The sequence below is a fragment of the Xanthomonas arboricola pv. populi genome, from assembly GCF_002939945.1.
In the GTDB taxonomy this organism is placed as follows: Bacteria; Pseudomonadota; Gammaproteobacteria; order Xanthomonadales; family Xanthomonadaceae; genus Xanthomonas; species Xanthomonas arboricola_A.
The window spans coordinates 150006-171433 of sequence record NZ_MDEB01000004.1 but is presented as its reverse complement, the minus strand read 5'-3'; the positions used below and the strand labels follow the sequence as shown (position 1 = coordinate 171433).

Annotated in this window: 20 protein-coding genes; 9 read left to right on the top strand and 11 right to left on the bottom strand. The window is 63.4% G+C overall.

Annotated elements, in window-relative coordinates; translation table 11 throughout:
* Positions 1 to 93: 93 nt before the first annotated feature.
* The 3 genes from XaplCFBP3123_RS12930 to XaplCFBP3123_RS12920 form a co-directional block, all read right to left on the bottom strand.
* Complete coding sequence (locus XaplCFBP3123_RS12930; RefSeq protein WP_104534409.1) at positions 94 to 570, bottom strand: MarR family winged helix-turn-helix transcriptional regulator; 477 nt, start codon at positions 568 to 570, stop codon at positions 94 to 96.
* Positions 571 to 1092: 522 nt separating this feature from the next.
* The gene (locus XaplCFBP3123_RS12925) at positions 1093 to 2325 is read right to left on the bottom strand and encodes an HD-GYP domain-containing protein (protein WP_104534576.1); all 1233 of its coding nucleotides are present in this window, start codon (positions 2323 to 2325) and stop codon (positions 1093 to 1095) included.
* Positions 2326 to 2463: 138 nt separating this feature from the next.
* The gene (locus XaplCFBP3123_RS12920) at positions 2464 to 3774 is read right to left on the bottom strand and encodes an MFS transporter (protein ID WP_104534408.1); all 1311 of its coding nucleotides are present in this window, start codon (positions 3772 to 3774) and stop codon (positions 2464 to 2466) included.
* Positions 3775 to 4507: 733 nt separating this feature from the next.
* Between XaplCFBP3123_RS12920 and XaplCFBP3123_RS12915 the strand changes: the two genes are divergently transcribed.
* Positions 4508 to 5053 carry a gamma carbonic anhydrase family protein gene (locus tag XaplCFBP3123_RS12915; protein ID WP_104534575.1) on the top strand — a complete coding sequence of 182 codons (546 nt, stop codon included), beginning with the start codon at positions 4508 to 4510 and terminating at the stop codon, positions 5051 to 5053.
* 22 nt (positions 5054 to 5075) lie between these two features.
* Here the strand turns inward: XaplCFBP3123_RS12915 and XaplCFBP3123_RS12910 are convergent, their stop codons facing one another.
* Entirely contained in the window at positions 5076 to 5342 is a 267-nt protein-coding gene (locus XaplCFBP3123_RS12910; protein ID WP_104534574.1) for a YkgJ family cysteine cluster protein, read from the bottom strand.
* 292 nt (positions 5343 to 5634) lie between these two features.
* Between XaplCFBP3123_RS12910 and ilvD the strand changes: the two genes are divergently transcribed.
* Positions 5635 to 7473, top strand: coding sequence for a dihydroxy-acid dehydratase (ilvD, locus tag XaplCFBP3123_RS12905; protein WP_104534407.1), 1839 nt, complete (start codon positions 5635 to 5637; stop codon positions 7471 to 7473).
* Positions 7474 to 7588: 115 nt separating this feature from the next.
* Here ilvD and XaplCFBP3123_RS12900 read toward each other — a convergent pair whose 3' ends face one another.
* Both XaplCFBP3123_RS12900 and XaplCFBP3123_RS12890 read right to left on the bottom strand, forming a co-directional pair.
* A complete protein-coding gene (locus XaplCFBP3123_RS12900) occupies positions 7589 to 8608 on the bottom strand; it encodes an integron integrase (protein ID WP_104534406.1) in 1020 nt (339 codons plus the stop codon).
* Positions 8609 to 9221: 613 nt separating this feature from the next.
* Positions 9222 to 9443, bottom strand: coding sequence for a SymE family type I addiction module toxin (locus XaplCFBP3123_RS12890; protein WP_003471083.1), 222 nt, complete (start codon positions 9441 to 9443; stop codon positions 9222 to 9224).
* A gap of 370 nt (positions 9444 to 9813) precedes the next feature.
* On the opposite strand from XaplCFBP3123_RS12890, the gene XaplCFBP3123_RS12885 reads away from it, so the two are divergent.
* The gene (locus XaplCFBP3123_RS12885; protein ID WP_104534404.1) at positions 9814 to 10686 is read left to right on the top strand and encodes a DUF2971 domain-containing protein; all 873 of its coding nucleotides are present in this window, start codon (positions 9814 to 9816) and stop codon (positions 10684 to 10686) included.
* Positions 10687 to 10724: 38 nt separating this feature from the next.
* Here XaplCFBP3123_RS12885 and XaplCFBP3123_RS12880 read toward each other — a convergent pair whose 3' ends face one another.
* On the bottom strand, positions 10725 to 12080 hold the full coding sequence (locus XaplCFBP3123_RS12880) for a DUF6792 domain-containing protein (RefSeq protein ID WP_104534403.1): 1356 nt from the start codon (positions 12078 to 12080) through the stop codon (positions 10725 to 10727).
* A complete protein-coding gene (locus XaplCFBP3123_RS12875) occupies positions 12077 to 12739 on the bottom strand; it encodes a hypothetical protein (protein ID WP_104534402.1) in 663 nt (220 codons plus the stop codon). The genes XaplCFBP3123_RS12880 and XaplCFBP3123_RS12875 overlap by 4 nt, the downstream gene beginning before the upstream one ends.
* Positions 12740 to 13539: 800 nt before the next feature.
* Here XaplCFBP3123_RS12875 and XaplCFBP3123_RS12870 point away from each other — a divergent pair.
* The 5 genes from XaplCFBP3123_RS12870 (at position 13540) to XaplCFBP3123_RS12850 (ending at position 16389) form a co-directional block, all read left to right on the top strand.
* Positions 13540 to 13893, top strand: a complete 354-nt coding sequence (locus XaplCFBP3123_RS12870; protein ID WP_104534401.1) for a SymE family type I addiction module toxin — start codon at positions 13540 to 13542, stop codon at positions 13891 to 13893.
* A 149-nt stretch (positions 13894 to 14042) separates the two neighbouring features.
* Positions 14043 to 14495 (top strand): GNAT family N-acetyltransferase, encoded by a 453-nt coding sequence (locus XaplCFBP3123_RS12865; protein WP_104534400.1) that lies wholly within the window; start codon positions 14043 to 14045, stop codon positions 14493 to 14495.
* Positions 14496 to 14566: 71 nt separating this feature from the next.
* Entirely contained in the window at positions 14567 to 15373 is an 807-nt protein-coding gene (locus tag XaplCFBP3123_RS12860) for a hypothetical protein (RefSeq protein ID WP_104534399.1), read from the top strand.
* A gap of 282 nt (positions 15374 to 15655) precedes the next feature.
* A complete protein-coding gene (locus tag XaplCFBP3123_RS12855; RefSeq protein ID WP_104534573.1) occupies positions 15656 to 15838 on the top strand; it encodes a hypothetical protein in 183 nt (60 codons plus the stop codon).
* 137 nt (positions 15839 to 15975) lie between these two features.
* A complete protein-coding gene (locus XaplCFBP3123_RS12850; RefSeq protein WP_253254205.1) occupies positions 15976 to 16389 on the top strand; it encodes a DUF5329 domain-containing protein in 414 nt (137 codons plus the stop codon).
* 208 nt (positions 16390 to 16597) lie between these two features.
* Here XaplCFBP3123_RS12850 and XaplCFBP3123_RS12845 read toward each other — a convergent pair whose 3' ends face one another.
* The 3 genes from XaplCFBP3123_RS12845 to XaplCFBP3123_RS12835 form a co-directional block, all read right to left on the bottom strand.
* Positions 16598 to 18697 carry a methyl-accepting chemotaxis protein gene (locus XaplCFBP3123_RS12845; RefSeq protein WP_253254204.1) on the bottom strand — a complete coding sequence of 700 codons (2100 nt, stop codon included), beginning with the start codon at positions 18695 to 18697 and terminating at the stop codon, positions 16598 to 16600.
* Positions 18694 to 19191, bottom strand: a complete 498-nt coding sequence (locus XaplCFBP3123_RS12840) for a hypothetical protein (protein ID WP_104534398.1) — start codon at positions 19189 to 19191, stop codon at positions 18694 to 18696. The genes XaplCFBP3123_RS12845 and XaplCFBP3123_RS12840 overlap by 4 nt, the downstream gene beginning before the upstream one ends.
* Before the next feature lie 283 nt (positions 19192 to 19474).
* Positions 19475 to 19909: a winged helix-turn-helix transcriptional regulator gene (locus tag XaplCFBP3123_RS12835; protein WP_104534397.1), complete on the bottom strand. Its 435-nt coding sequence runs from the start codon at positions 19907 to 19909 to the stop codon at positions 19475 to 19477.
* A gap of 134 nt (positions 19910 to 20043) precedes the next feature.
* On the opposite strand from XaplCFBP3123_RS12835, the gene XaplCFBP3123_RS12830 reads away from it, so the two are divergent.
* Positions 20044 to 20931, top strand: coding sequence for an SDR family oxidoreductase (locus XaplCFBP3123_RS12830; RefSeq protein WP_104534396.1), 888 nt, complete (start codon positions 20044 to 20046; stop codon positions 20929 to 20931).
* Positions 20932 to 21428: the final 497 nt, after the last annotated feature.

Genomic DNA, 21428 nt, shown 5'->3' with positions numbered 1-21428 from the left:
ACAACGGTCGGGCAGGCGCGATCGACACGCCGGCGACGGCGCGTGCGCAGGTCAGGTGGAAAGCTGTCCGTGCGCCGGCACGGCAGCTGCGGATTACGCGTTGTCCAGACGGTCCAGCCGGTCGAGTGCGCGCAGCAACGGCGCCTCGCTGCTGCCAAGCACCGCGCTGAGTTGCTGTTCCATGCGCAGCACTTCGGCCTCGGCGGCGCTCAGCAGGGTCACGCCGGCGGCGGTCAGCGACAGATGCTGCATGCGTCGGTCCTGGCGTCCCCGCACCTGCCGCAGCAGGCGGCGCTTGACCAGGCGTGCCACCACGATCGCCAGGTTGGGCGCCGATACGTGCAGCACGTCGCCGATCTGGCGCTGGTTGATGCCCGGATTGCCGTCCACCAGCATCAGCAACGAGAAGTCGACCGGCTTGAGATCGAACGCCGCCACGCAGTCCTGAAACATCCGCCGCACCAGCAACTCGGTGCGGGTGATGCGGTAGCCCAGCAGCTGCAGCAGGCGCGCCTGATCCACCGTGGTGACGGCATCCGGCAGCGGTACGGCAGTGGCAGTGACGGACATGACGGTTCTCGCAGCGAAGACGACGGGCGGACCGGGGCGCGCAGCGCTCACCGCCCGCAACGCCGGTCCGCGGCGTGAGCTGCATTGTAGACGCGGTCAGGCATGCCGATGTGCGCGTGGCCGCCAACGGCGTGGCCCCGCCGTGCACGCGCAGGCAGGCCGCGGCAGGCAGGCGTGGGAAGCGATGGTCATCCAGGCACGGTTGGGACATGGGATCCGGGGTGGGCAAGTGATTGCGTTCCGGAATAGTTATTGATCATAACTACATTGCCAAGCTGCAGCGCAGCATGGCCGCGCTCGCCAGGCTGACTAGGGGGCCGATGGGCCTGGTGGTCGTGACGGCAACTGCTTGTGACCGGCAAGCCGGGCAGAGGCGCGCGCGGCATGCCGGACCTGGCAGCGATAGTGGCAACCAGCACGACACGGCTGCGGTTGTCGTCGCACGACGCTTGCGCATCCATCCCACTCGCCCAGCAGAAAATCCGTGCCACGTAGGCCGCGTGCACGCTTGCAGCCTGCGGATTACGGCAACCAGAGCTTCTCAAGATCGCGGAAGCCCCAGTCGGTGGGGCTTTCCATCTGCGCGATGCGGTCCTGGCAGTCCGGACGCGACAGATCGATGTCCTGCACCAGCACATGGCTGCGCAGCTTGGCCGAATAGAACACGCGCACTTTGGGCTTGAGCAGCGCATCGGGGGTCTGCTCGATCACCACCGCCAGTTTCTGCGACTCCAGGCGCACCAACGAGCCGACCGGATAGATACCCAGCCGGCGCACGAAGGCCTGGAACACCGCCGGATCGAAATGCCCCTGCCACGACGCCATGCGCTTGAGCGATTCGGCCGGATCCCAGCCACGCTTGTAGGGACGGTCCGAACTGATGGCGTCGTACACATCGCACACCGCGCCCATCCGCGACATCAGCGAGATGTTCTCGCCCGCCAACCGATTCGGATAGCCGCTGCCGTCCATTTTCTCGTGATGGTGCAACGCGATCTCCAGCACCACCGCGTTTTGCACGCCGCCGGCCACCAGCAGGCGATGACCGTCCAGTGGGTGCTGGCGCATGATCTCCATTTCTTCGTCGGTGAGCTTGCCGGGCTTGTTGAGGATGTCCAGCGGCGTCACCGCCTTGCCCATGTCGTGCAGCAGGCCGCCCATGGCCGCCTCGACGACCAGCTCTTCGGGCAGACCGAGCTGGCGCGCCAGCCCGCTCATCAGGCCGGCCACCGCCATCGAATGCAGATAGGTGTAGTCGTCGGCGGTCTTGAGCCTTGCCACGCTGATCAAGGCCTGCGGATGACGCAGGACCGAATCGTTGATGGCTTCCACCAGCGGCATCACCGCCTCGGTATCGACGGTGCGTCCAAGCCGCACATCGCGGAACATCGCCTCGACCATGTCGCGGCCGTCTTCGAAGATCTTGCGTGCGCGCACCACTTCGGACTCGATGCCGACCTGCGCGGTGACGCTATTGGTGCGCGCGGTGACGGCCGGTTCGCGTGGTTCGGGCGGCGGCGGCGATACCGCCGGCCCGGGCTCCGGATCGGGGGCGTTCGGCGCCGCCGTGTCCAGGTCCAGGCCACGCGCGGTGTCGATCACCAGTTGCTCGATCCGGCTGCCATGGATCTTCTCCACGTCGTCCGAATCGACCAGGAACGAGGTCTTCCAGAACGGATGGTGCACCCACGCACCCAGCAGCTTGTAGACATACATGCCGGGGCGGAGCTGATCTGAGTCGATGGTTCTGAGCATGCCGGCGCTGATCTGCAAATGGTCCGCGGAAGAGCCCGCCACGACGATGGTGGGTCTGTCGAGGTATCGGCAGTGCGCAGGATTTCTTTGGTCCGGTCGACCTCGCTAGCGCCGCGCGGCGACCGCCCGCTCAGCAGTTCAGCGCGCCGGCAGGCGCATGCCCAGCACGGCGATGGCCGCAAGCAGCAGCGGCACGCTGCAGGCCAGATAGAGGGCTGCCGGCGACCAGCCCGCGTCCACCAGCACGCCCACGCACAGCGGCGAGGCGATCGCGCCGAAACGGCCCACCCCGATCGCCCAGCCCATGCCGGTGGAACGCACCGCCGCCGTGAAGACGACCGGCGCCACCGCATACAGCCCGGCGATGGCGGCAAACAGCGCCGCGCCGCTCAGCGCCGCGATGACGAACGCCCAACTCAGCACCGTGCTGTAGAGACCAAATGCCAGCAGCGCCAGCGCCGACACTCCCATCGCGCCGGCGGTCAGCCGCGACAGGCGCGCACGCGCGGCCAGCGCGCTGAAGATCGCGCCGCCGGCAATGCCGCCCAGATTCAACAAGACGCCCCCGGTCACACCCTGCTCCGCCGACAACCCGGCCACGACCAGCAGCTTCGGGGTCCAGCTGAGCACGAAATAGAACGCGAACATCAGCAGAAAGAACGCCAGTGCGATCAACAGCGACTGCCGCCGCAATGCCGGCACGAACAGGGCCGCATAGCCCTGCGCCCGATCGGAGCCATGCGGCGGCGGTGACGGCAGTACCGCATGCGGCGGCATGCCCATGCGCGCGAGCACCGCGTTGAAGCGCGCGCTTGCTGCGGGCGGGCGACGCGCGATCAGAAATTCCAACGACTCGGGCAGGAACGCCAGCACCAACGGCACGCACAGCAGCGACCCGAGCGCACCAAGGACAAACACCGCGTGCCATGACCAATGCTGCAACACCACTGCCGCGATCGCACCGCCCAGCGTCGCGCCAATCGGATAACCGGTGGCCTGCAACGCCAGTGCCGTGCTGCGCCAATGGGCGGTGGAATATTCAGCAGCGATGACTGCCACGCAGGCCAGCATGCCGCCGATGCCGATGCCGGTGAAGGCACGCAACGCGCCGAGCTGCCACACGCCGGTGGCCAGTGCCGAGGCGCCCATGCCCACGGTCAATATCGCCAGGCATGCCAGGATCGTCGCGCGCCGCCCGATGCGGTCGGCCAACGGCGCCAACACCAACGACCCCACCGCCATACCCACCAGGCCGGCACTGAACAAGGCCCCGAGCAGCTTGCCCGACAACTGCCACTGCGCCGACACATGCGGGGCGGTGAAGGCCATCGCCATCACATCGAAGCCGTCGAGCATGGTCAGCAACACGCACACCGCCACCGCTCTCCACTGGAACGGCGTCATGCGCTCCAGCACGAAGCCTGCAGGTGTCATGGCGCCATGGGTCATCGGACGATCCTGTTGTAGGGATGGCAGGTGCGTCGGCAGCCTCACGGGTGGTCATGCGACCACGCAGCGCCACCACGACGAAGACGCGAGCACGCTCGAACCTGCGACGGCATTCGACAGCGCACCGGCACTGCAACGCAGCAACGACTGCCGCGTTGCAAAACGTCACCGGCACGCTAGGCCGATCGCAGGGGGCTTTCAAGACGATGGGCTGCACGGGCGTGCGCTTATCGAACAAACCGGCAGAGCACTTCGCCTGGCTCTCCATGCATTCGTTGACGTGTCTGCATGGCCGCATCTGGGGTGTGCGCATTGCCTGCGCGGAAGCGATCGACCTCGCGCGTATCGCTGCAGTGCGTGACCTGCAGTGCGATCGGAGCGGGCAACCATCAAGTTTCGTCTGGTCCGGCTTGCGAAGCGCAATGCCGCACTCGCAGTGCAGGCATGGATGCAACATGTGGTGGCAGCGAGGTTGAACGACGCAGCATGCGTACGACTGCACGCCTCGACGCGCAGTGCCGCAACTCGATCCAGTCGAAGCAGCGGCGAAAGCGCAGAGGCAGCCCCACAGGTTCTGGCGTCGGCTGTTTCAACACGCATAGCCGCTGCGTCATGCACGGCCACAGCCAGATATGTCATCTGCCACGTCAGCGCCTGCCGCATGCCCACGGTCGCCCGCTATCATGCAGGCAGTGCCCGCACCGGGCGGCACGCCGACATGCCGGAGATCATCGTGACCCCGATTCGCTCGTTCCTGGAACACACCCCGCAACTGGGCGCACGCGTCTATGTCGATCCTGCCTGCACCATCATCGGCAAGGTGAGCCTGGGCGACGACGTATCGGTGTGGCCGGGCACGGTGATTCGCGGCGACGTCAATCATGTGCAGATCGGCGCACGCACCAACGTGCAGGACGGCACCATCATCCACGTCAGCCACCACAGCCCGTTCAACAAGGCCGGCTACCCGACGATGATCGGCGGCGACGTCACGGTCGGCCACGGCACCATCCTGCATGCCTGCACCATCGAAGACCTGTGCCTGATCGGCATGGGCGCCTGCGTGCTCGACGGCGCCACCGTCAAGCGCTACGGCTTTGTCGGTGCCGGGGCGGTGGTCGGCCCCGGCAAGATCGTCGGCGAAGGCGAATTGTGGCTGGGCAATCCCGCGCGCCTGGCGCGCACCCTCAGCGACAAGGAGATCGAGAGCTTGCATTACTCCGCACAGCATTACGTGCGGCTAAAGGATCAGTATCTGGGTGTGCCCAACGGCGGCTGAGCGCCACCCGACGGTGCGGCACTCAAGGCTGGGTCGCACGCTCCAGCGCCGCGAGCATGCCCAATGCCTGCTCACGCGATGACCCGCACATCTCCAGCGACGGGCGCAAGCTGCCGCACACCGCCGGGCGCGTCGGTGCGCCGAACAGGCGGCAACCCAGCTGCGCATCCAGCTGGACGCAGGGCACCCCGGCCGGCTTGCCGTTGGGCATGCCGGGGATCGGCGAACTGATCGAGGGCGCGATGCAGCAGGCGGCGCAGCCCAGGCGGCATGAGAGCGCGGAAGACATCGGCACAGTGTAGCGGCGCGGCGCAGGCCCGATGCTGGCGAAAGAGCCCTGCGCGCCTGGCTTCGTGCCCGGAAGCGCCGCCAACCGCGCGCTCCCCGCTCCACGCCCGCCGGAAGCTGGGCCGTTGCAGACCTGGTCCCCGATCAACACGCACGCGGCAGTGAGGAACGCGCCGAGCGGCTGCATGCTACCGTGCCGGATCACCGGAGCGCGCCGCGACCGTTGCAGCAGCAACAGTCACGACGCGGTCTAATTGCCAGCCACCGCTCGCTGATCAGCCGTCGACATCGCCATGCCCGAGTACCGCTCCAAGACCTCCACCCACGGCCGCAATATGGCCGGCGCCCGCGCACTGTGGCGCGCCACCGGCATGCGCGATGGCGACTTCCACAAGCCCATCATCGCCATCGCCAACTCGTTCACCCAATTCGTGCCCGGGCACGTGCACCTGAAGGATCTCGGCCAGCTGGTCGCGCGCGAGATCGAACGCGTCGGCGGCGTGGCCAAGGAGTTCGACACCATCGCCGTGGACGACGGCATCGCCATGGGCCACGACGGCATGCTGTATTCACTGCCCAGCCGCGAGATCATCGCCGACTCGGTCGAATACATGGTCAACGCGCATTGCGCCGACGCGCTGGTGTGCATTTCCAATTGCGACAAGATCACCCCCGGCATGTTGATGGCCGCGCTGCGGCTCAACATCCCCACCGTGTTCGTCTCCGGCGGGCCGATGGAAGCCGGCAAGACCAAGCTGGCCGAACACAAGCTCGACCTGATCGACGCCATGGTGATTGCCGCCGACGACAGCGCCTCCGATGAAAAGGTGGCCGAGTTCGAGCGCAGCGCCTGCCCCACCTGCGGCTCGTGCTCGGGCATGTTCACCGCCAACTCGATGAACTGCCTGACCGAGGCGCTGGGCCTGTCGCTGCCGGGCAACGGCACCGTGGTGGCCACGCATGCCGACCGCGAGCAGCTGTTCCTGCGCGCCGGCCGCGTGGCGGTGGAGCTGTGTCACCGGTGGTACGGCGGCGAAGACCCCACCGCCCTGCCGCGCGGCATCGCCACCTTCGAAGCGTTCGAGAATGCAATGACGCTGGACATCGCCATGGGCGGCTCCACCAACACCATCCTGCATCTGCTTGCAGCGGCGCAGGAAGGCGACGTGCCATTCGGCATGCGCGACATCGACCGCCTGTCCAAGCGCGTGCCGCAGCTGTGCAAGGTCGCGCCGAACACGCCGAAGTACCACATCGAAGACGTGCATCGCGCCGGCGGCATCATGGCCATCCTTGGTGAGCTGGCACGCGGCGGTTTGCTGCACACCAACGCCGCCACGGTGCACGCACGCACGCTGGCCGACGCCATCGCGCAGTGGGACGTCACCCAAACCGACACCGAAGCCGTGCACACGTTCTACAAGGCCGGCCCGGCCGGCATCCCCACGCAGATCGCCTTCAGCCAGGCCACGCGCTGGGACACCCTGGACACGGACCGCAGCGAAGGCTGCATCCGCGATGTCGCGCATGCGTTCTCGCAGGAAGGCGGCCTGGCCGTGCTGTACGGCAATATCGCCCGCGACGGCTGTGTGGTGAAGACCGCAGGCGTGGACGAATCCATCCACGTGTTCGAAGGCAATGTGCGTGTCTTTGAGAGCCAGGATTCGGCGGTCAAGGGCATCCTCGCCGATGAAGTGAAAGCCGGCGATATCGTGGTGATCCGCTACGAAGGCCCCAAGGGCGGCCCCGGCATGCAGGAAATGCTCTACCCCACCAGCTATCTCAAATCCAAGGGCCTGGGCAAGCAATGCGCCCTGCTCACCGACGGCCGCTTCTCCGGCGGCACCTCGGGCCTGTCGATCGGCCACGCCTCGCCGGAAGCCGCCGCAGGCGGCGCGATCGGCCTGGTGCGCGACGGCGACAAGATCCTGATCGACATCCCCAACCGCTCGATCAACCTGCTGATCTCGGACGAGGAACTTGCTCTTCGTCGCGCAGAGCAGGATGCCAAGGGCTGGAAGCCGGTGGAAGTGCGCCCGCGCAAGGTCACCACGGCGTTGAAGGCGTACGCGTTGCTGGCGACCAGTGCGGATAAGGGTGCGGTGCGGGATAAGGCGTTGTTGGACGGCTGAGCTGTTGCAGCGTTGCACCGGCGGCGGCACCTGTCGCCGCATGCGTGAAACGCACCGGCAGCGGAGCGGCGTTTGCAAGCCAAAGCGGCAAGCGCCTATCACCGGCATGGCAGCCTCACTCCTCACCAACCACGCGGCCGAGCCCATCCAGCGGACTGCGCACCGCAGACGCACCGCGGCCCAGGACATGCGTATAGATCTGCGTGGTGGCCACGTCCTTGTGACCCAATAGCTCCTGCACCGTGCGGATGTCGTGGCCATCCTCCAGCAGATGGGTGGCGAACGAATGCCGCAACGTGTGGCAGGTGGCAGGTTTGGCGATGCCGGCACGCCGCCGCGCCACCTGCACCGCACGCTGCAGGACTTCCTCGGACACGTGATGGCGACCGACCCGGCCACTGCGCGGATCGCGCGACTGGCACGCCGACGGAAACAGGTATTGCCACCCGGGCTCGGCGTCGGCATTGGGATACTTGCGTGCCAGGGCATGCGGCAGGAAGACCCGTCCGGTACCGGCCGCCAGATCGGCGGCATGCACCACCAGCGCCCGTTCGCGTTGCCGTTGCAGCGCCTCTCGCAGGCTGAGCGGTAGCGGCACCCGGCGGTCTTTGCCGCCTTTGCCATCGCGCACCACGATCTCGCCGCGCGCGGCGTCCACGTCCTTGATGCGCAGCCGCAGGCATTCCATCAACCGCACCCCGCTGCCATACAACAGGCTGGCCATCAACCAACACGGACCCTCCAGCACTGCCAGCAGCCGTGCAACTTCCGCGCGCGCGAGCACCACCGGAATGCGCCTCGGCCGCTTGGCACGCACCAGGTTTTCCATCCACGGCAGCTCGATGCGCAAGACCTCGCGGTAGAGAAACAGCAACGCTGCCAGCGCCTGGTTCTGTGTGCCCGCAGACACCTGCCCATCGGTGGCCAGCCGCGTCAGGAACGCCTCGACCTCCGCCTGCCCCATCTGCGCCGGATGGCGCTTGCCGCTGGCGAGGATGAAGCGCCGTATCCAACTGAGATAGGCCTGCTCGGTGCGCAGGCTGTAATGCCGTACCCGCAGGCGGTCGCGCACCTGATCGAGCAACCGGACCGGTGGACGTGCTGTTACGCCGTCGTGTCGGGGTGTGTATTTCATACGCCTGCGTCCTTGCTGGATAACACCGCAAGCATCCGCTTGCTCGCGGCCGCTTACTATCGTGCGATCCCTTGACTTGGGATAAGAGTTACCCCATTCACAAAGCGCCAGCGATCGAAGATACTCCGTGCAACACCGCATTTAGGCGGTCCAATAGTAGTTAGACGTGCAATACACTCTTTGGGGATCTGAGATGAAAAGCCTAGTGGTTGCTGCGCTTTCCCTACTTGCTCTTACTTCATGCGCATCCAATTCGGGCGTCGTAGAGATGGGCAATGACACTTACTTCATCTCCAAGCAAGCCGCGACAGGCTTCACCGGACTAGGAAGCCTTAGAGGTGAGGCCATGAGAGACGCTTTCGCCCAGTGCAAGAAAAGCGGCCAGTCCGTCGAGGTCACGGACACAGTTGATGCAAAACCACCTTTCGTACTCGGCAACTTTCCGCGAGTAGACATCACGTTCCGTTGCGTCTCCCGGTAGCGCCGTCAATGCGCACGTCTAACAATTCATTCAAGCCGAACACGCTTCGCGTGTCGGCTTAATTCAGGCGTTAGGCCCGTAAAAATCAGAATGCCGTGAGCGGATGTTTGTCCACTCACAGCATCGTTCGCATTACTCTTCGGCAACGATCGTGATGCCACGTTTAGTAACTTGAACTCGTGCTTTCTGGCCCACCCTAAACCCTGCCGCTTGCAACCAATCTCCGCTCAAGCGTAAAAACGGAACTTGTCGCGGCTGGGTGCGACGCTCTATGTCTTTGTGCTGGCTTTCGTAATACTGATAGCCAATTGTCAAAAAGCGCGGCTTCGGCGCTGTCCGGTGTTGCTTAGCCATGATGGCATCCTTCGAGATTGTCCAATTTTCGCCTCCTGTTCAGAGAGGCGGCCGGGCGCTTGAACACCGCTCGAAGACGGCCCGCAGATTTCCCCTTTCGGGTGTTGTATAGCTGCGCGCCGCCCGGCCATGAAAACAATGGGCACAAAAAAACCGCATGGCTTTCGGGCGCGGTTGCCGCTTCGAGAAGGTGTGTTCAGCACCTACTGATAATTTAGCCGGATGCGAGCTAGCGGTCAACTCGCAGGCACAGGCCTAACAATTCGTTCAAGCCGACCCCTCATCGTGGCGGTGCCAGGGTGCTATACGCTACGCTAACATGCAGTCGCCGCCCCGCTGCGGGGCGGCTTAACTCAGGCGTTAGGCGGCTATGAAAGATCACGGCGCACCAGAAAGGCTATTCAAGTACCTTTCGCCAACCCGCATCGGAATTCTGTCCGACCGACTGGTTCGCTACACGCCATTAGGGGCATTCAACGACCCGTTCGAAGGAAGACCCGAGATTACGGGGCTTGCCTCGAAGGAAGCAGCACTTGCCTCTTTTACTGCAGCAATTCCCGGTGAACTTGAGGTCGCATATAGCAGCCTCCCCGCGGCACTGAGGGCCCAATTTTCCCTTCAGCAGTGGGTGCAGTTTGCAACCCCATTGATGCAACAGCAGCAAGGACAGTTTCTGGCCATGCTCGGCGCTGTATCAAACCAACTCATCCCGACGATCCCTGTCAAGATGGATGAAGTCTTGGGCGTCCTTTCACTGTGTGAGATTTCGGATAGCCTTCTCATGTGGGCTCACTACGGAATGAGCCATACAGGGTTTGTGTTGGAGCTAGATCCAGGACATCCATACTTCAACGCCCGCCGAACAGATCAAGATGAGTTTGGCCACCTGCGCCAGGTTCGCTATCGAGATATCCGCCCTAGTGCGTCTCTCATCGACCTGGACGGGACAGAGATGTTCTTGGTCAAAAGCAAAGAGTGGTCGTATGAGCGAGAGTGGAGGGTTCTTCGCCCGCTCAAAGATGCGCACAACATGGTTAATGCAAACGGCGAGGAAATTCATCTATTCCAGTTGCCGCCCGACTCAATTAAGGCGGTTATTCTTGGCGCAAGGGTATCAACCACACTTGCAGATCAAGCCCGGCTGGCAATTTCCGGCAACAGCGCAATGTCACACATCAAACTACTTAGGTGTGTTCCAGATGAATCTTGCTTTGCAATCAAGATTGTCGCGGACGCGGCCTAACCATTCATTCAAGCCGAAGCCACGTCGCTGCTTGACTTTTACATTGATCGTGTAGGTGCTTGCTCAACCGTCTCCTGCTGCGACCGCTGCGCATCCAAGGCCTGAGACTGGCGGGCGCTTTCCTGCAGTGGAGGCACGGCCTCAGACAGATCCACCTTGGCCCGGAAGCCCGGCGTCTGGCCAAAAATAAAAATGCTTCCTTGGTGTAGGGTCACGCTCTGCAGCTGATCGTCACGAAGGATGCCCGCGCGCTTGGCTTCGACGGTGGCATGCATTGCAACCTCATCAGAGGTGCCCTCTGGCAGCTTGCTGTGAATCGATCGATACAGAGGATCGCTTGAGACCATCGCAGGTGCAGGCGCAACGCAGCGCTCCAACGACCCACCCATTGGCATCTTCCAGCCCGGCGGCACATACGCTGGCGCATCCTCGCTTTGCATGCGCTGCATCACCTCCTGCCACCGTGTCGCAGCCATTTCCGTGCGTCCAGCACCTGGGGGAAGCGGATCGCGCAAGTGATCGATGCCGTCCGCCAGGCTCATCCCTTGGGTGCCCCTCGCATTGAAGGTCACGCCCATCCTCAACGTCTCGACATCGCCGCGATACTTGTCGATCATCGGCGCATGTTGCCGGGCCAGCAGCTGCGTTTGAGGATCTTCCAATACCGAGTGGTCCGGTTTGCCGTTGGCGTCCAACGGCAGGAAGTTGTGGATGCGATGCGAATCTCCCAAGTCCGTTTCGACCATCGGATTACGTGAATCGAAAAGACTGCTGTCGTTTGCGTAACCAGCCCTATCCAACGCAGTGATCTCATGCGACGCGGCATATACCTTCACCTGCCCATAGTGCTTACTTGCAGCACTCACGGCATCGCCTGCCATCACGTGATTGATCACGTCGGTGCCACCTTCCGGAATGCGCCGATCCAGGCTGACTGCACCATAGGCGTTAAAGGTCTCTCCCTTGAGGCCGAAGTGGTGGGCAGTGACCTGGGCGAGGTTGCCGCCCAGAGAATGACCGGTGACGGTGACATCAGGAGCAGGTTGGCCGGTCTTGAGGTGCTTTTGTTCTGCGTACTTCAATGCAGTCTGAGTCAATTCGATCGCATCATCGACCTGACGATTGTGACGTGCTGCAACCATGCCACCGTCAGCATAAGCACCATCTTGCTTTGGTTGACGATCAAACTCGGTACCGCGATGGGCGACGATAATTTCGCCTGTTCCTATTTCCTCGTAGATGATCCCCTGATAGCCAGACGGGCGGTCCATATATTCCAGACGCCTGAAAGAGACGCCACCCATATTGACTGGCTTACTGTCGAACCCAGTCTCGCCAGGTCGCGCATACACATCATTTGCGAGAAAGGCATTTTGCTGTTCGGTCAGGCTCATTTGGACACCTTCTCAGACTTTAGCGTTACCTTAAATAAACTTCCACGATTTGACTCAGCATATTTATCCACACTGTATTCACCGGTGTCGGGATAGTTATCCATCTGACTTCGCGGATAGCCTCCTTTCCAAAAATAAAATTTAACGGGTGCTGAATCGTATATTTGCGCCTTAAAGAGCGCCGGCTGGAAACGCGTCTCTTCTTTTTTTCCGGTTGCTTTCAGCGAGATACCAACACCATTGAGTTCAAAATTACACACACCCTTTCCGTAATAATCCGCATCGACCATGCCGTCTGCATAGATTGTCGCCACATATGTCGTCGGATCTATTTTTTGAAAATTGATGGGTATCCCATCTTCCTTTGACTTACTCCAAACACCCGCAATAGGCTCTATCGGCGTGCATTGCTCATGGTTCGTCATTTGATAAAAGGCGGTGCCCGATATCCACTCAAACGGACCCGGCGCATCCTCGATCGTCATGGTGAGCTTGTAGGCTTCCGTCGGATGTTGATTTTTCCGATAGACCGGGTCTCCGTCAGCCGTGGTCTCGCCGTTTTTTTCGTACTTCTCAGACGCAGCATTCATTGGGTTGCACCCTGTCAAAAGAACTAGGAAAAGACATCCGACAATCTTGATTTTGAAATACACGTTCATGCCACCTCGGTGTCCTGCGCGTTTAGAGTTGGGAGCGAACGACCTGCCGGAAGGCAGCTTTTGGGGGACATGAGCATCCGCGTGGACCGACGCCAAAGTTTGCGATGCCAGGGGACCTGCTGCGTCATAAGTTTCGTGAAAATTTAAGGAGATTTTTAAGGACTTTGGCACAGTGAAATTAAAATTTCTATCACACCCCGACCATCCACAGCGACCCACTGCTCTCTGTCACCGCAAACAAAAGAATGCTGCTAATGGGGGTAGGGGAAATCTGACATGTGATTGCGGTACGGCCTGAGTCGCAGTGACTGCAAACCAAAGACCTATCATCAGCCATCCGGCACCCACGAAGCAGCTACTGAACCTTGGACAAAATCTAAGACCATCGGTTGTGCAGCTGGAAGATCCTTTATCGGAGTGTGGCGGATGTGCATCGACTAACTCGCTCTTGACCAATGCCCTGCTCTGACTTTGCCGAGTGAAGCGCCAACGCGCAGATCTTCTATCGACGCTATCCAGAGCGCCATCATCAACCGGTTGACATGTCACGCAGCGCGTAGCAGTCTCCTCGGCAAGGAGCGTAGAAACTCCCCTAACAGCGGTACCCACCTCCGTCAAACCGGTGGGTTTTTTGTGCCTGCAGCTTCCTGCTGGCGCAGCCGACGCGATGCCTGCGTCGGGAGGGCGGCTAATACAACACCCTTCGGGGAAATACGCCCGCCGACTGTTAGCGGTTTCTAACCTCCCGACATCCCGTCGCCACCCGGTGGCGGGGCCTGTTCGTCAAGGAGGGCTTTGCCATGCGTCGATCCACGTCCCGTCCCAAGCCCGCGCGCAAGCGCGCCACGGTGCCACCGCCCACCGAGATCGTCTGGCGCTCGCTCGACCCAACGATCACGCCGCGGCCCTATCTCGATCGCCCCTCCATCCCGGAGCCCCGCCCCGATCCCACCAAGCCGCGCCGCCCAGGCCACCCGCGCGCCCCGCAACACTGCACCGTCGGCTACGGCTACTACCCCGACAGCCACCAACGCATCCCCACGCTGCGCCTACGCGGCCGCTGGCTGGAACAACTCGGCTTCACCATCGGCAGCAAACTCAACATCCGCATGCGCAACGGTGAGCTGGTCGTGACCGTGGCGCCCAAGGACTAGCAGGTATGCCACGCAGCACGCACGCATCGCATTTATTCCCACACAGTGCCCGCTCACCGTCCCCGCGCAACGCTTCGTCTACATCGACATCGACATCGACATCGCGGCTAGCATGAGCACAGGCATTCAGTGCGACAGGAAACTTTGCAATGACTCATTCAACGCCTTATCGCGTTGTGCATCAAACACCGACTGTCGAAGCGTATCGGCATCTTAGGCAAGCAAGCGGCTTGAGCCCCAAGGCACTGGAAGCCGCCGAGCGCGGGCTGCCCAACTCGCTCTTCAGCGTGCAGGTGCTTTGCGATGGCGAGCCGGTGGCGATGGGGCGTGTCATCGGCGATGGTGGCTGTTTTTATCAGGTGGTGGACATTGCCGTTTTGCCAGAGCATCAGGGCCGTGGTCTGGGTAAGGCTGTCATGGGTGAGATCGCAGGCTACATAGAACGGGAAGTACCCGCGTCCGCGTATGTCAGCCTGATTGCAGATGGTCAGGCGTACAGGCTCTATCAGCAGTTCGGTTTCGTGTTGACTGCGCCTGCCAGTGTAGGCATGGCTTTCAGGAGGAACACGTCGAGCGCGAGCGCGGCGCCGAACCTTCGGTAGAGCTACCATTGTTCTGCTGCGCTCGCGCTCAGCGCTCCATCCGTCACTCACGCCTTACCGCCAAGGAAAGCATGTTCTCCATCTTCAAGAAGAAAGCCGCTCCGTTACTGATCGTTCGAGCCAATGGACAGGAGTTGTGTCGCGTTGACCAGAGCGATGCTCCGTGTGAGATCAAGCCTTCTGCGTGGTTGAAAGCCGATAGCATCCTGGAGTTTGCCGACTCGGCGGGAGAGGTACACCGGCATGACCTTGGTGCTGCGACCGGGTGGTTCCACTTCTCGGTTCGCGTACATCCCAACCTCGGGTGCCAGGCGGACTGCGTCATTTCGCAGACCGAGCAGCTCGATCCAGAGGCGTTTGCGACCGGCAAGGCGTCCGGGATCAGGTTTCAGCCGTTCTTCCTGCCGGGCGCCAGCGTCAGCAGTTCCGCCCTTGCAGGCAAGGGCCTATTTGCCAGGGGTCTGCACTTCAACGGCTTGGTCACAAATAGCAACGTGGTGCTTTCCTGCGAATGCGACCATTGCAAGCGTTCATTCCTGATCCGCTCCTATCACGCGGGTTTCAGCAACGCGGGATACTTCTACTCGGGGTCCGGCAAGTACACCATCACCGTCGATAGCCATCTGCCCGGCAGCCCTGCAGCGCTGTCCGAGCCCGATGCCGAAGCGCTTGCTGCGCTGGAAGACGCACTGCCGTTGGCGCCGGATGGGTCCCGCTACGCCTATCTCAATCCCTTTCGCTGCCCGCATTGTTCCAAGTCTTACATCGATTTTGAAGCGAGCCCGGGGTTGAGGGCGAGCGAGTACTACGGGAATTACTTCGAGGGTTCGACGCTGCTGCGATACGCGCCGCCCGATGTTCAGCATCCTTCTTCATAACTCCATTGTTACGTTGACGCTGGTCTGTCCCAGGTCGCAAAGCAACACTTTTATAACGAATGTGAGTGCGCTTGAGCAAACGTCCATTGCCGTCTCATGTGCTGAAAATCAGCCATTTCTGTGGTCGTGATGTCACGCTACTGCCGATGCAGCGCGGAGTTCCGGAGTTGCAACGCAAGCCCAAGACATTAAAATCAGGGCCGTAGTGCGCGTCAGTTCCCGCCTGCGCAGTCCAACGCTATCGCCAGGTGGATCGGTTCAACTATCAACGAAGGAATGCTCATGTTGAAGCCAGCAGATACCAAGCTCTATTCCAAGTTGGTCGGCACCAGCATTGCCATCGGCGCAGGCGTGGGGTCGGCCCTCGGGATAGCAATGGGCAACCTGCCTCAAGGCATCGGCCTGGGTCTGTCGCTTGGTTCCGTGTTCGGCATTGCCTTGGCGCGCCGGCGTGGTGCCATCTGACTCCTGCATGACGTGACACGCGCATGTCGCTCGGCCGACTGCGCTTTTTCGCCGGGGCCGACTCTGATGCCGCCTTGTGACAGCTGTGAAATGCAGCCTTGGCAGCGGATCCGCAGTTGTCTCGGTACCGCCACTCGATGCCGGTCGGCAAGGCGCTGTCATGCGTTACCATTGGGTCGATGAACGTTAGATCTTTTCTTGCGGTGTTCCTGCTCGGTGCCTGTGCATCGGTTTCAGCCCAAGGTGTTTCGCCCGCCAGCACGCGAGAGGTCGGTCAGCTTTTCAAGGTCCTTGCGCAATCCAACTGCGAGTTTTCGCGCAATGGGTCGTGGTACGCGGCGCCGAAAGCCAGCGAACATTTGCAGCGCAAGTACGCGTACCTGCAGAAGAAAGGGCTGGTGACCTCCACCGAGTCATTCATTGAGCTTGCTGCCACAAAGAGCAGCATGTCGGGCACGCCGTATCAGGTGCGTTGCGGCGGTGCTGCGCCGGTATCGAGCCAATCCTGGTTCACTGGCAAGCTGCGGGAGCTGCGGGAGCTGCGCAAGTAATCGGCGGGCGTCAGCACCAGGTCTGCGCTGCATCTGCTTTGCAGCGTCGTCGGATGTAGGCGTTGGCAACTGCCGCTGGACAGCTTCTGTGACCCGGCGGGTCGAAGCGATGGCTGCACGATCGGCTTTGGAAAACCCGGCGTCAGTTCCAGCGATCGGGCAAGATCGCCCGAGGCATTATCGCGCGCCAAAGATAGGCCAGCGTTGATCAGGCGACGCGCAGCCTCTGCACTGCCTTAGCGCTGCCAACGCGTTCATCCGCCACGAACGCGCTCACTGCATCCTGCAGCTGCGCGGCATGGTCGCCCATGGCGCGTGCGGCGGCGCTGGCGTCCTGCATGCGGGTGACGCCGTCGCGCATGTCCGTATCCACACCGGCGAGGGTGTGATGCACCTGCGCGATGCTGCCGGCTTCCTGTTGTGAGGCCACCGCAATCCTGCTGAGCGTGCTGCTGACCTGGCCGATGGTAGCGACGATGTGCTGCATGCCCTCGCCGGCGTGGCGCACCTGCTGCACGCCGGCCTGCATATGCGTGACCGATTCGCCGATCAGGATCTTGATCTGGCTGGCGGCGGTGGACGAGCGCAATGCCAGCGCGCGCACCTCGCTGGCGACGACGGAAAAGCCGCGGCCTTCGTCGCCGGCGCGTGCGGCTTCGACGGCGGCATTCAGGGCCAGGATATTGGTCTGGAACGCGATGCTGTCGATGACCGAGACGATGTCCTGGATGCGCCGCGAGGCCTGTTCCATTTGCTGCATGGTGCCCATCGCCTGATGCATGGTGTCGCCACCACTGCGCGCGGCCTCGGATGCGGCGGCGGTGAGCTTGTCGGCGTCGGCCGCCTGCGCGGTGTGCTGCTGCATGGTGCCGAGCACGGCCTGCATCTGGGTGGCGGTACGGCCCAGGGTGGCCGACTGCCGCTGCACCTGCTGCTCCAGCGCATCGTTGCGGGTGAGGATGTGCCCGGCGGCGCGATTGATGGCGGTACTGGAGCTGCGGATCTGCGCGATGATGCGCGCCAGCTCGTCGGCGGTGGCATTGGCGTCGCGCTTCATCTGCTCGAACACGCCTTCGCAGTGGCGATCGATGCGCTGGGTCAGATCGCCACGCGACATCGCCGCCAGCATGCGACGCATGTCCTGCAGGCTGTCGTCGGTGATGGCGAGGAACTGGTTAACGCCCTCGGCCAGCTGGCCGAGCGTGCCGCCGCTGGCGTGCCCCTGCAGACGGGCGCCGAGCTCGCCACGCGTCGCCTGTGCAATGACCGTGGCCAGCTGCTCTTCCAGCGCCAGGTCCTGGGTGCGGTCCTGCCACTCCACCACCACGCCCAGCGAGGCGCCGTCGTGATCGCGGACGGGGGTGATGTTTTCCTGCAGCTGCAGCGCCGCCAGCGCGCGTGTCCTGCTGGTGCCGGCGGCATGCCCGGCCTGCACCGCATCGGCCAGTGCGCTGTGCAGCACCTTTGCGTCGACCTGCGTACTCAGTTGCTGGAACGACTGATTGCGATAGATGGCAGCGCCCTGGCCGTCGACGATGGCAACGGCCATTGCCGATGCATCCAGCGCCAGACGGATGCGGCGATTTTCCAGCAGCAGTTGCTGCTGTTGCGCGATGCGCTCTTCCACCTGCACGCTCATGCGCACCAGCGCCTGCGCCAGCGAGCCGCTGCGGAAGGGCTGCTGCAGGATGGCTGGCGGCAAGGTGGCGCCGGTGGCCAGGGTGTCGGCCAGTTCGACCAATGCTTCTGCCTCGTGGTCGAGGGCATCGACCTGGCGGCGCAGCTGGATGGCCATCACGCAGACGAAGGCGGTTTCGACGACGACATAACCGGCGTGCAGCACCACGATGCCGAAGCCGCTGCCGACGGTGAACGCCTGCACCGGCATGCCACGCGATTGCAGCCAGTAGAACGCCAGGTGATGCACGGCGATGGCGCCTGCGGCGACCACCACCGGCAGCCAGTCGCGGTAGTACAGCAGCAGCGCCAGGATCACGAATACGCCGAAGTGCATTTCCACCAGGCCATGCGCCTGCTGGATGGTGGCGGCGACCAGGGCCATCAGCACCAGCGCACTGGTGATGCGCGTCAGGCGCGTGCCCGGGTTGGCCTGCACTTGCCAAGCCATCAGCAACAGGCTGGGCAGCGTGACGGCCAAGAACGTGGTCCATTGGCCCTGGTACCAGGCCAGGCCCAGCGAGCCGACGCTCTGCAGCACGGCCAGCCACAGAAACAGCCGGTCGGCCTTGATCGCCAGGCGGGTAGCGTAGGTGGAGGTCGGCGGTGCCGATGCGGACAGTTCCATCATGACAGCGACTCCACGGCACACGAACAAGGGGACACCAGCGCGGCACCGGGGGTGCGCGCCAGGACATCGGGTAACCAGCGCGACCACTCCGCCGCGCCGGCCGTGCCGCACACGGCGCCGCCATCTGCGGGGCCGGCATAGCGCGGTTGGCCGTCGGCGCCGAGCAGCCACACGGCATAGCCGCTGCCACGCAACGCGGGGGTGTCGAGCATGCGCACCTGGCCGCCACGCGCACGTACCGCGCTGCTGAGCAATGCCCAGGCGCGATCGGCGGCCAGATCGGTGCAGGCGCAGGCACCTGCGACGCCGATCAGCGTCGGCGTCTGCTGCGCAGCCGGCAGGCTGGCCTGGACCTGTGTCCACGCAGCGGCCACATCGCTGGCTTGCGCAGGTGGCGTGGTCCAGGCCACGGCGATCCAGCCGCACCACAGCGCAAGCAGGGCAGCGCCCAGGGTGCGTCGCGTTGAGGCGGACAAGGTGCCGAAGACGGGCATGGCGCAGCGGATTCGCGAGATCAGGTGAGCCCTTATCGGATGCCGCTGCAGACGCTTGAGCCGGCTTGCGATTGAAATTTGCGATGGCCGCGATAGCGCGCGGCACGTGCGTTATCCCGCAAGGGTTTGCGGCTACGGCCGCCGCGATTGCGCTACCTGGCGTTTATCCGGCACGGGATTTTGTGAGCACGCGTTCACATGACCACGCGATCGGCCAACGCGCTGACTGGACCACCTGGCAGCCAGCGCCATCGGCTCCCTCAGCAACGCTGCAAGCGGACGCCTACGCCATCGCTTCGTCGGCGTCCAGCGCAACCGCCGCCTGCTGGGCATGATCGAAGCGTTCGCGTGCGGAGCGAATGGCCGCATGGTTTTCGCCTGCCCAGTTGAGCAGTTGCGAGATCGGGCCGAGCAGCGCCACGCCGAGCTTGGACAAGGCGTATTCCACGCTGGGCGGCTTGGTCGCGTAGACCTTGCGGGTGATCATGCCGTTACGCTCGAGGTTGCGCAGGGTCTGGGTCAGCATGCGCTTGGAGATGTCCGGCACGGCGCGCTGGATGGCGCTGAAGCGGGAGGGGCCAGGGATCAGCGTCAGCAGAATCAGCATGGTCCATTTGTCGCCGATCTGATCGAGCACGTCGCGCACCGGGCACTTGGTGGCGTCGAATGGCATGCCTTGCAGGGACGGCGGCGGTGGAAACAGAGCAATCGCGTTCACTGGGATATCTCGCGGTAACCAGGGGGTGGAAAACTGCCTCCTTGCGGAGGTTCGAACGGGCCTGACAATAGGGACGCGGACCAATAGTCTAGATAGTAGACCACACCTCTTATCAATACCTACTGGAGTTCACCATGGCACACGCCTCCCCCCTGATTCTCGTCACCGGCGCCAGCGGGCAGCTGGGCGCATTGGTGGTCGAAGCACTGCTGACGCGTGTGCCGGCTGTACGGATCGTAGCAACCGCCCGCGATACCGCGTCACTCGCGCAGTTCGCAAAACGCGACATCGCTGTGCGTCGCGCCGACTACGCGGACCCGCAGAGCCTGGATCGGGCCTTCGCGGGCGTGGGCCGGGTGCTGCTGGTGTCGTCCAATGCGGTGGGTGAACGCGTGCCGCAGCACCGCAACGCGATCGAGGCGGCCAAGCGCGCCGGCGTGGATCTGCTGGCCTATACCAGCGTGCTGCACGCCGACACCAGCACGCTGTCGCTGGCCGACGAGCATGTCGCCACCGAAGCGCTGCTGCGCGAGAGCGGCGTGCCGCACGTGCTGCTGCGCAATGGCTGGTACACCGAGAACTACACCGGCTCGATCGCGGCCGAGGTAGCGCATGGCGCGGTGATCGGCAGCGCCGGCGAGGGCAGGATCAGTGCGGCCACGCGCGCCGACTACGCCGAGGCCGCTGCAGCGGTGCTGGCCGCCGACACGCCGCAGGCAGGCAAGGTCTACGAGCTGGCCGGCGATACCGCCTTCACGATGGCCGAGTATGCCGCCGAGGTGGCGCAGCAGTCGGGCAGGCCGGTGGCCTATCACGACCTGCCCGAAGCCGACTACGCGGCGGCGTTGGTGCAGATCGGCCTGCCGGCCGCATTCGCACAGGTGCTGGCGCAGTGCTCGGCATCCTCGCGCGGCGGCAGCCTGTTCGACGACAGCCACACGCTGGGCCAGCTGATCGGCCGCCCGACCACGCCGCTGCGCCATGCGGTGGCTGCGGCATTGCAGGCGACGCCGGCCGGCTGAGGCGAACCCTGGCACCGTGCCGCTCGACAACCTGCGGCAGCGCCGGCCCGACGATACGCCACGCGGTGCGTGATCCGGCGAAGGCGGGCAATGACCCGCCTTCGCCTCATTCTTCCAATCGTCCCCCGCCCACTCGTCGGAGACGGCGACAGTCGCGCTGTGGCACGGCACGCGCCTTCGGCCTTGCGTCGGCACTTGCCATCTGTCAGCACTATCTCCGCATGGCACCACAGCCCGATGGCGGGCGGCAGCAACCAAGGTGGTACATAGGCGCCCCCTGCCCCGTCCGCGCTCAGATGGGCGCGCCTTCTGCGCGCCGGACATGCAGCTGACACGGCGTTGCGCTGCGCGGGACTGCCGATGTCACCAAACTGACATCAAATCTAAATATAACTGCACGCACTGCCGCACCGTCAGGACGACCGGGCGCCTCGGCGGGCGCGCCGGCGCCGTGTTCGCCGCCCCGCCAGGCAGCGCCGTCCTGATGCTGCCGCCGA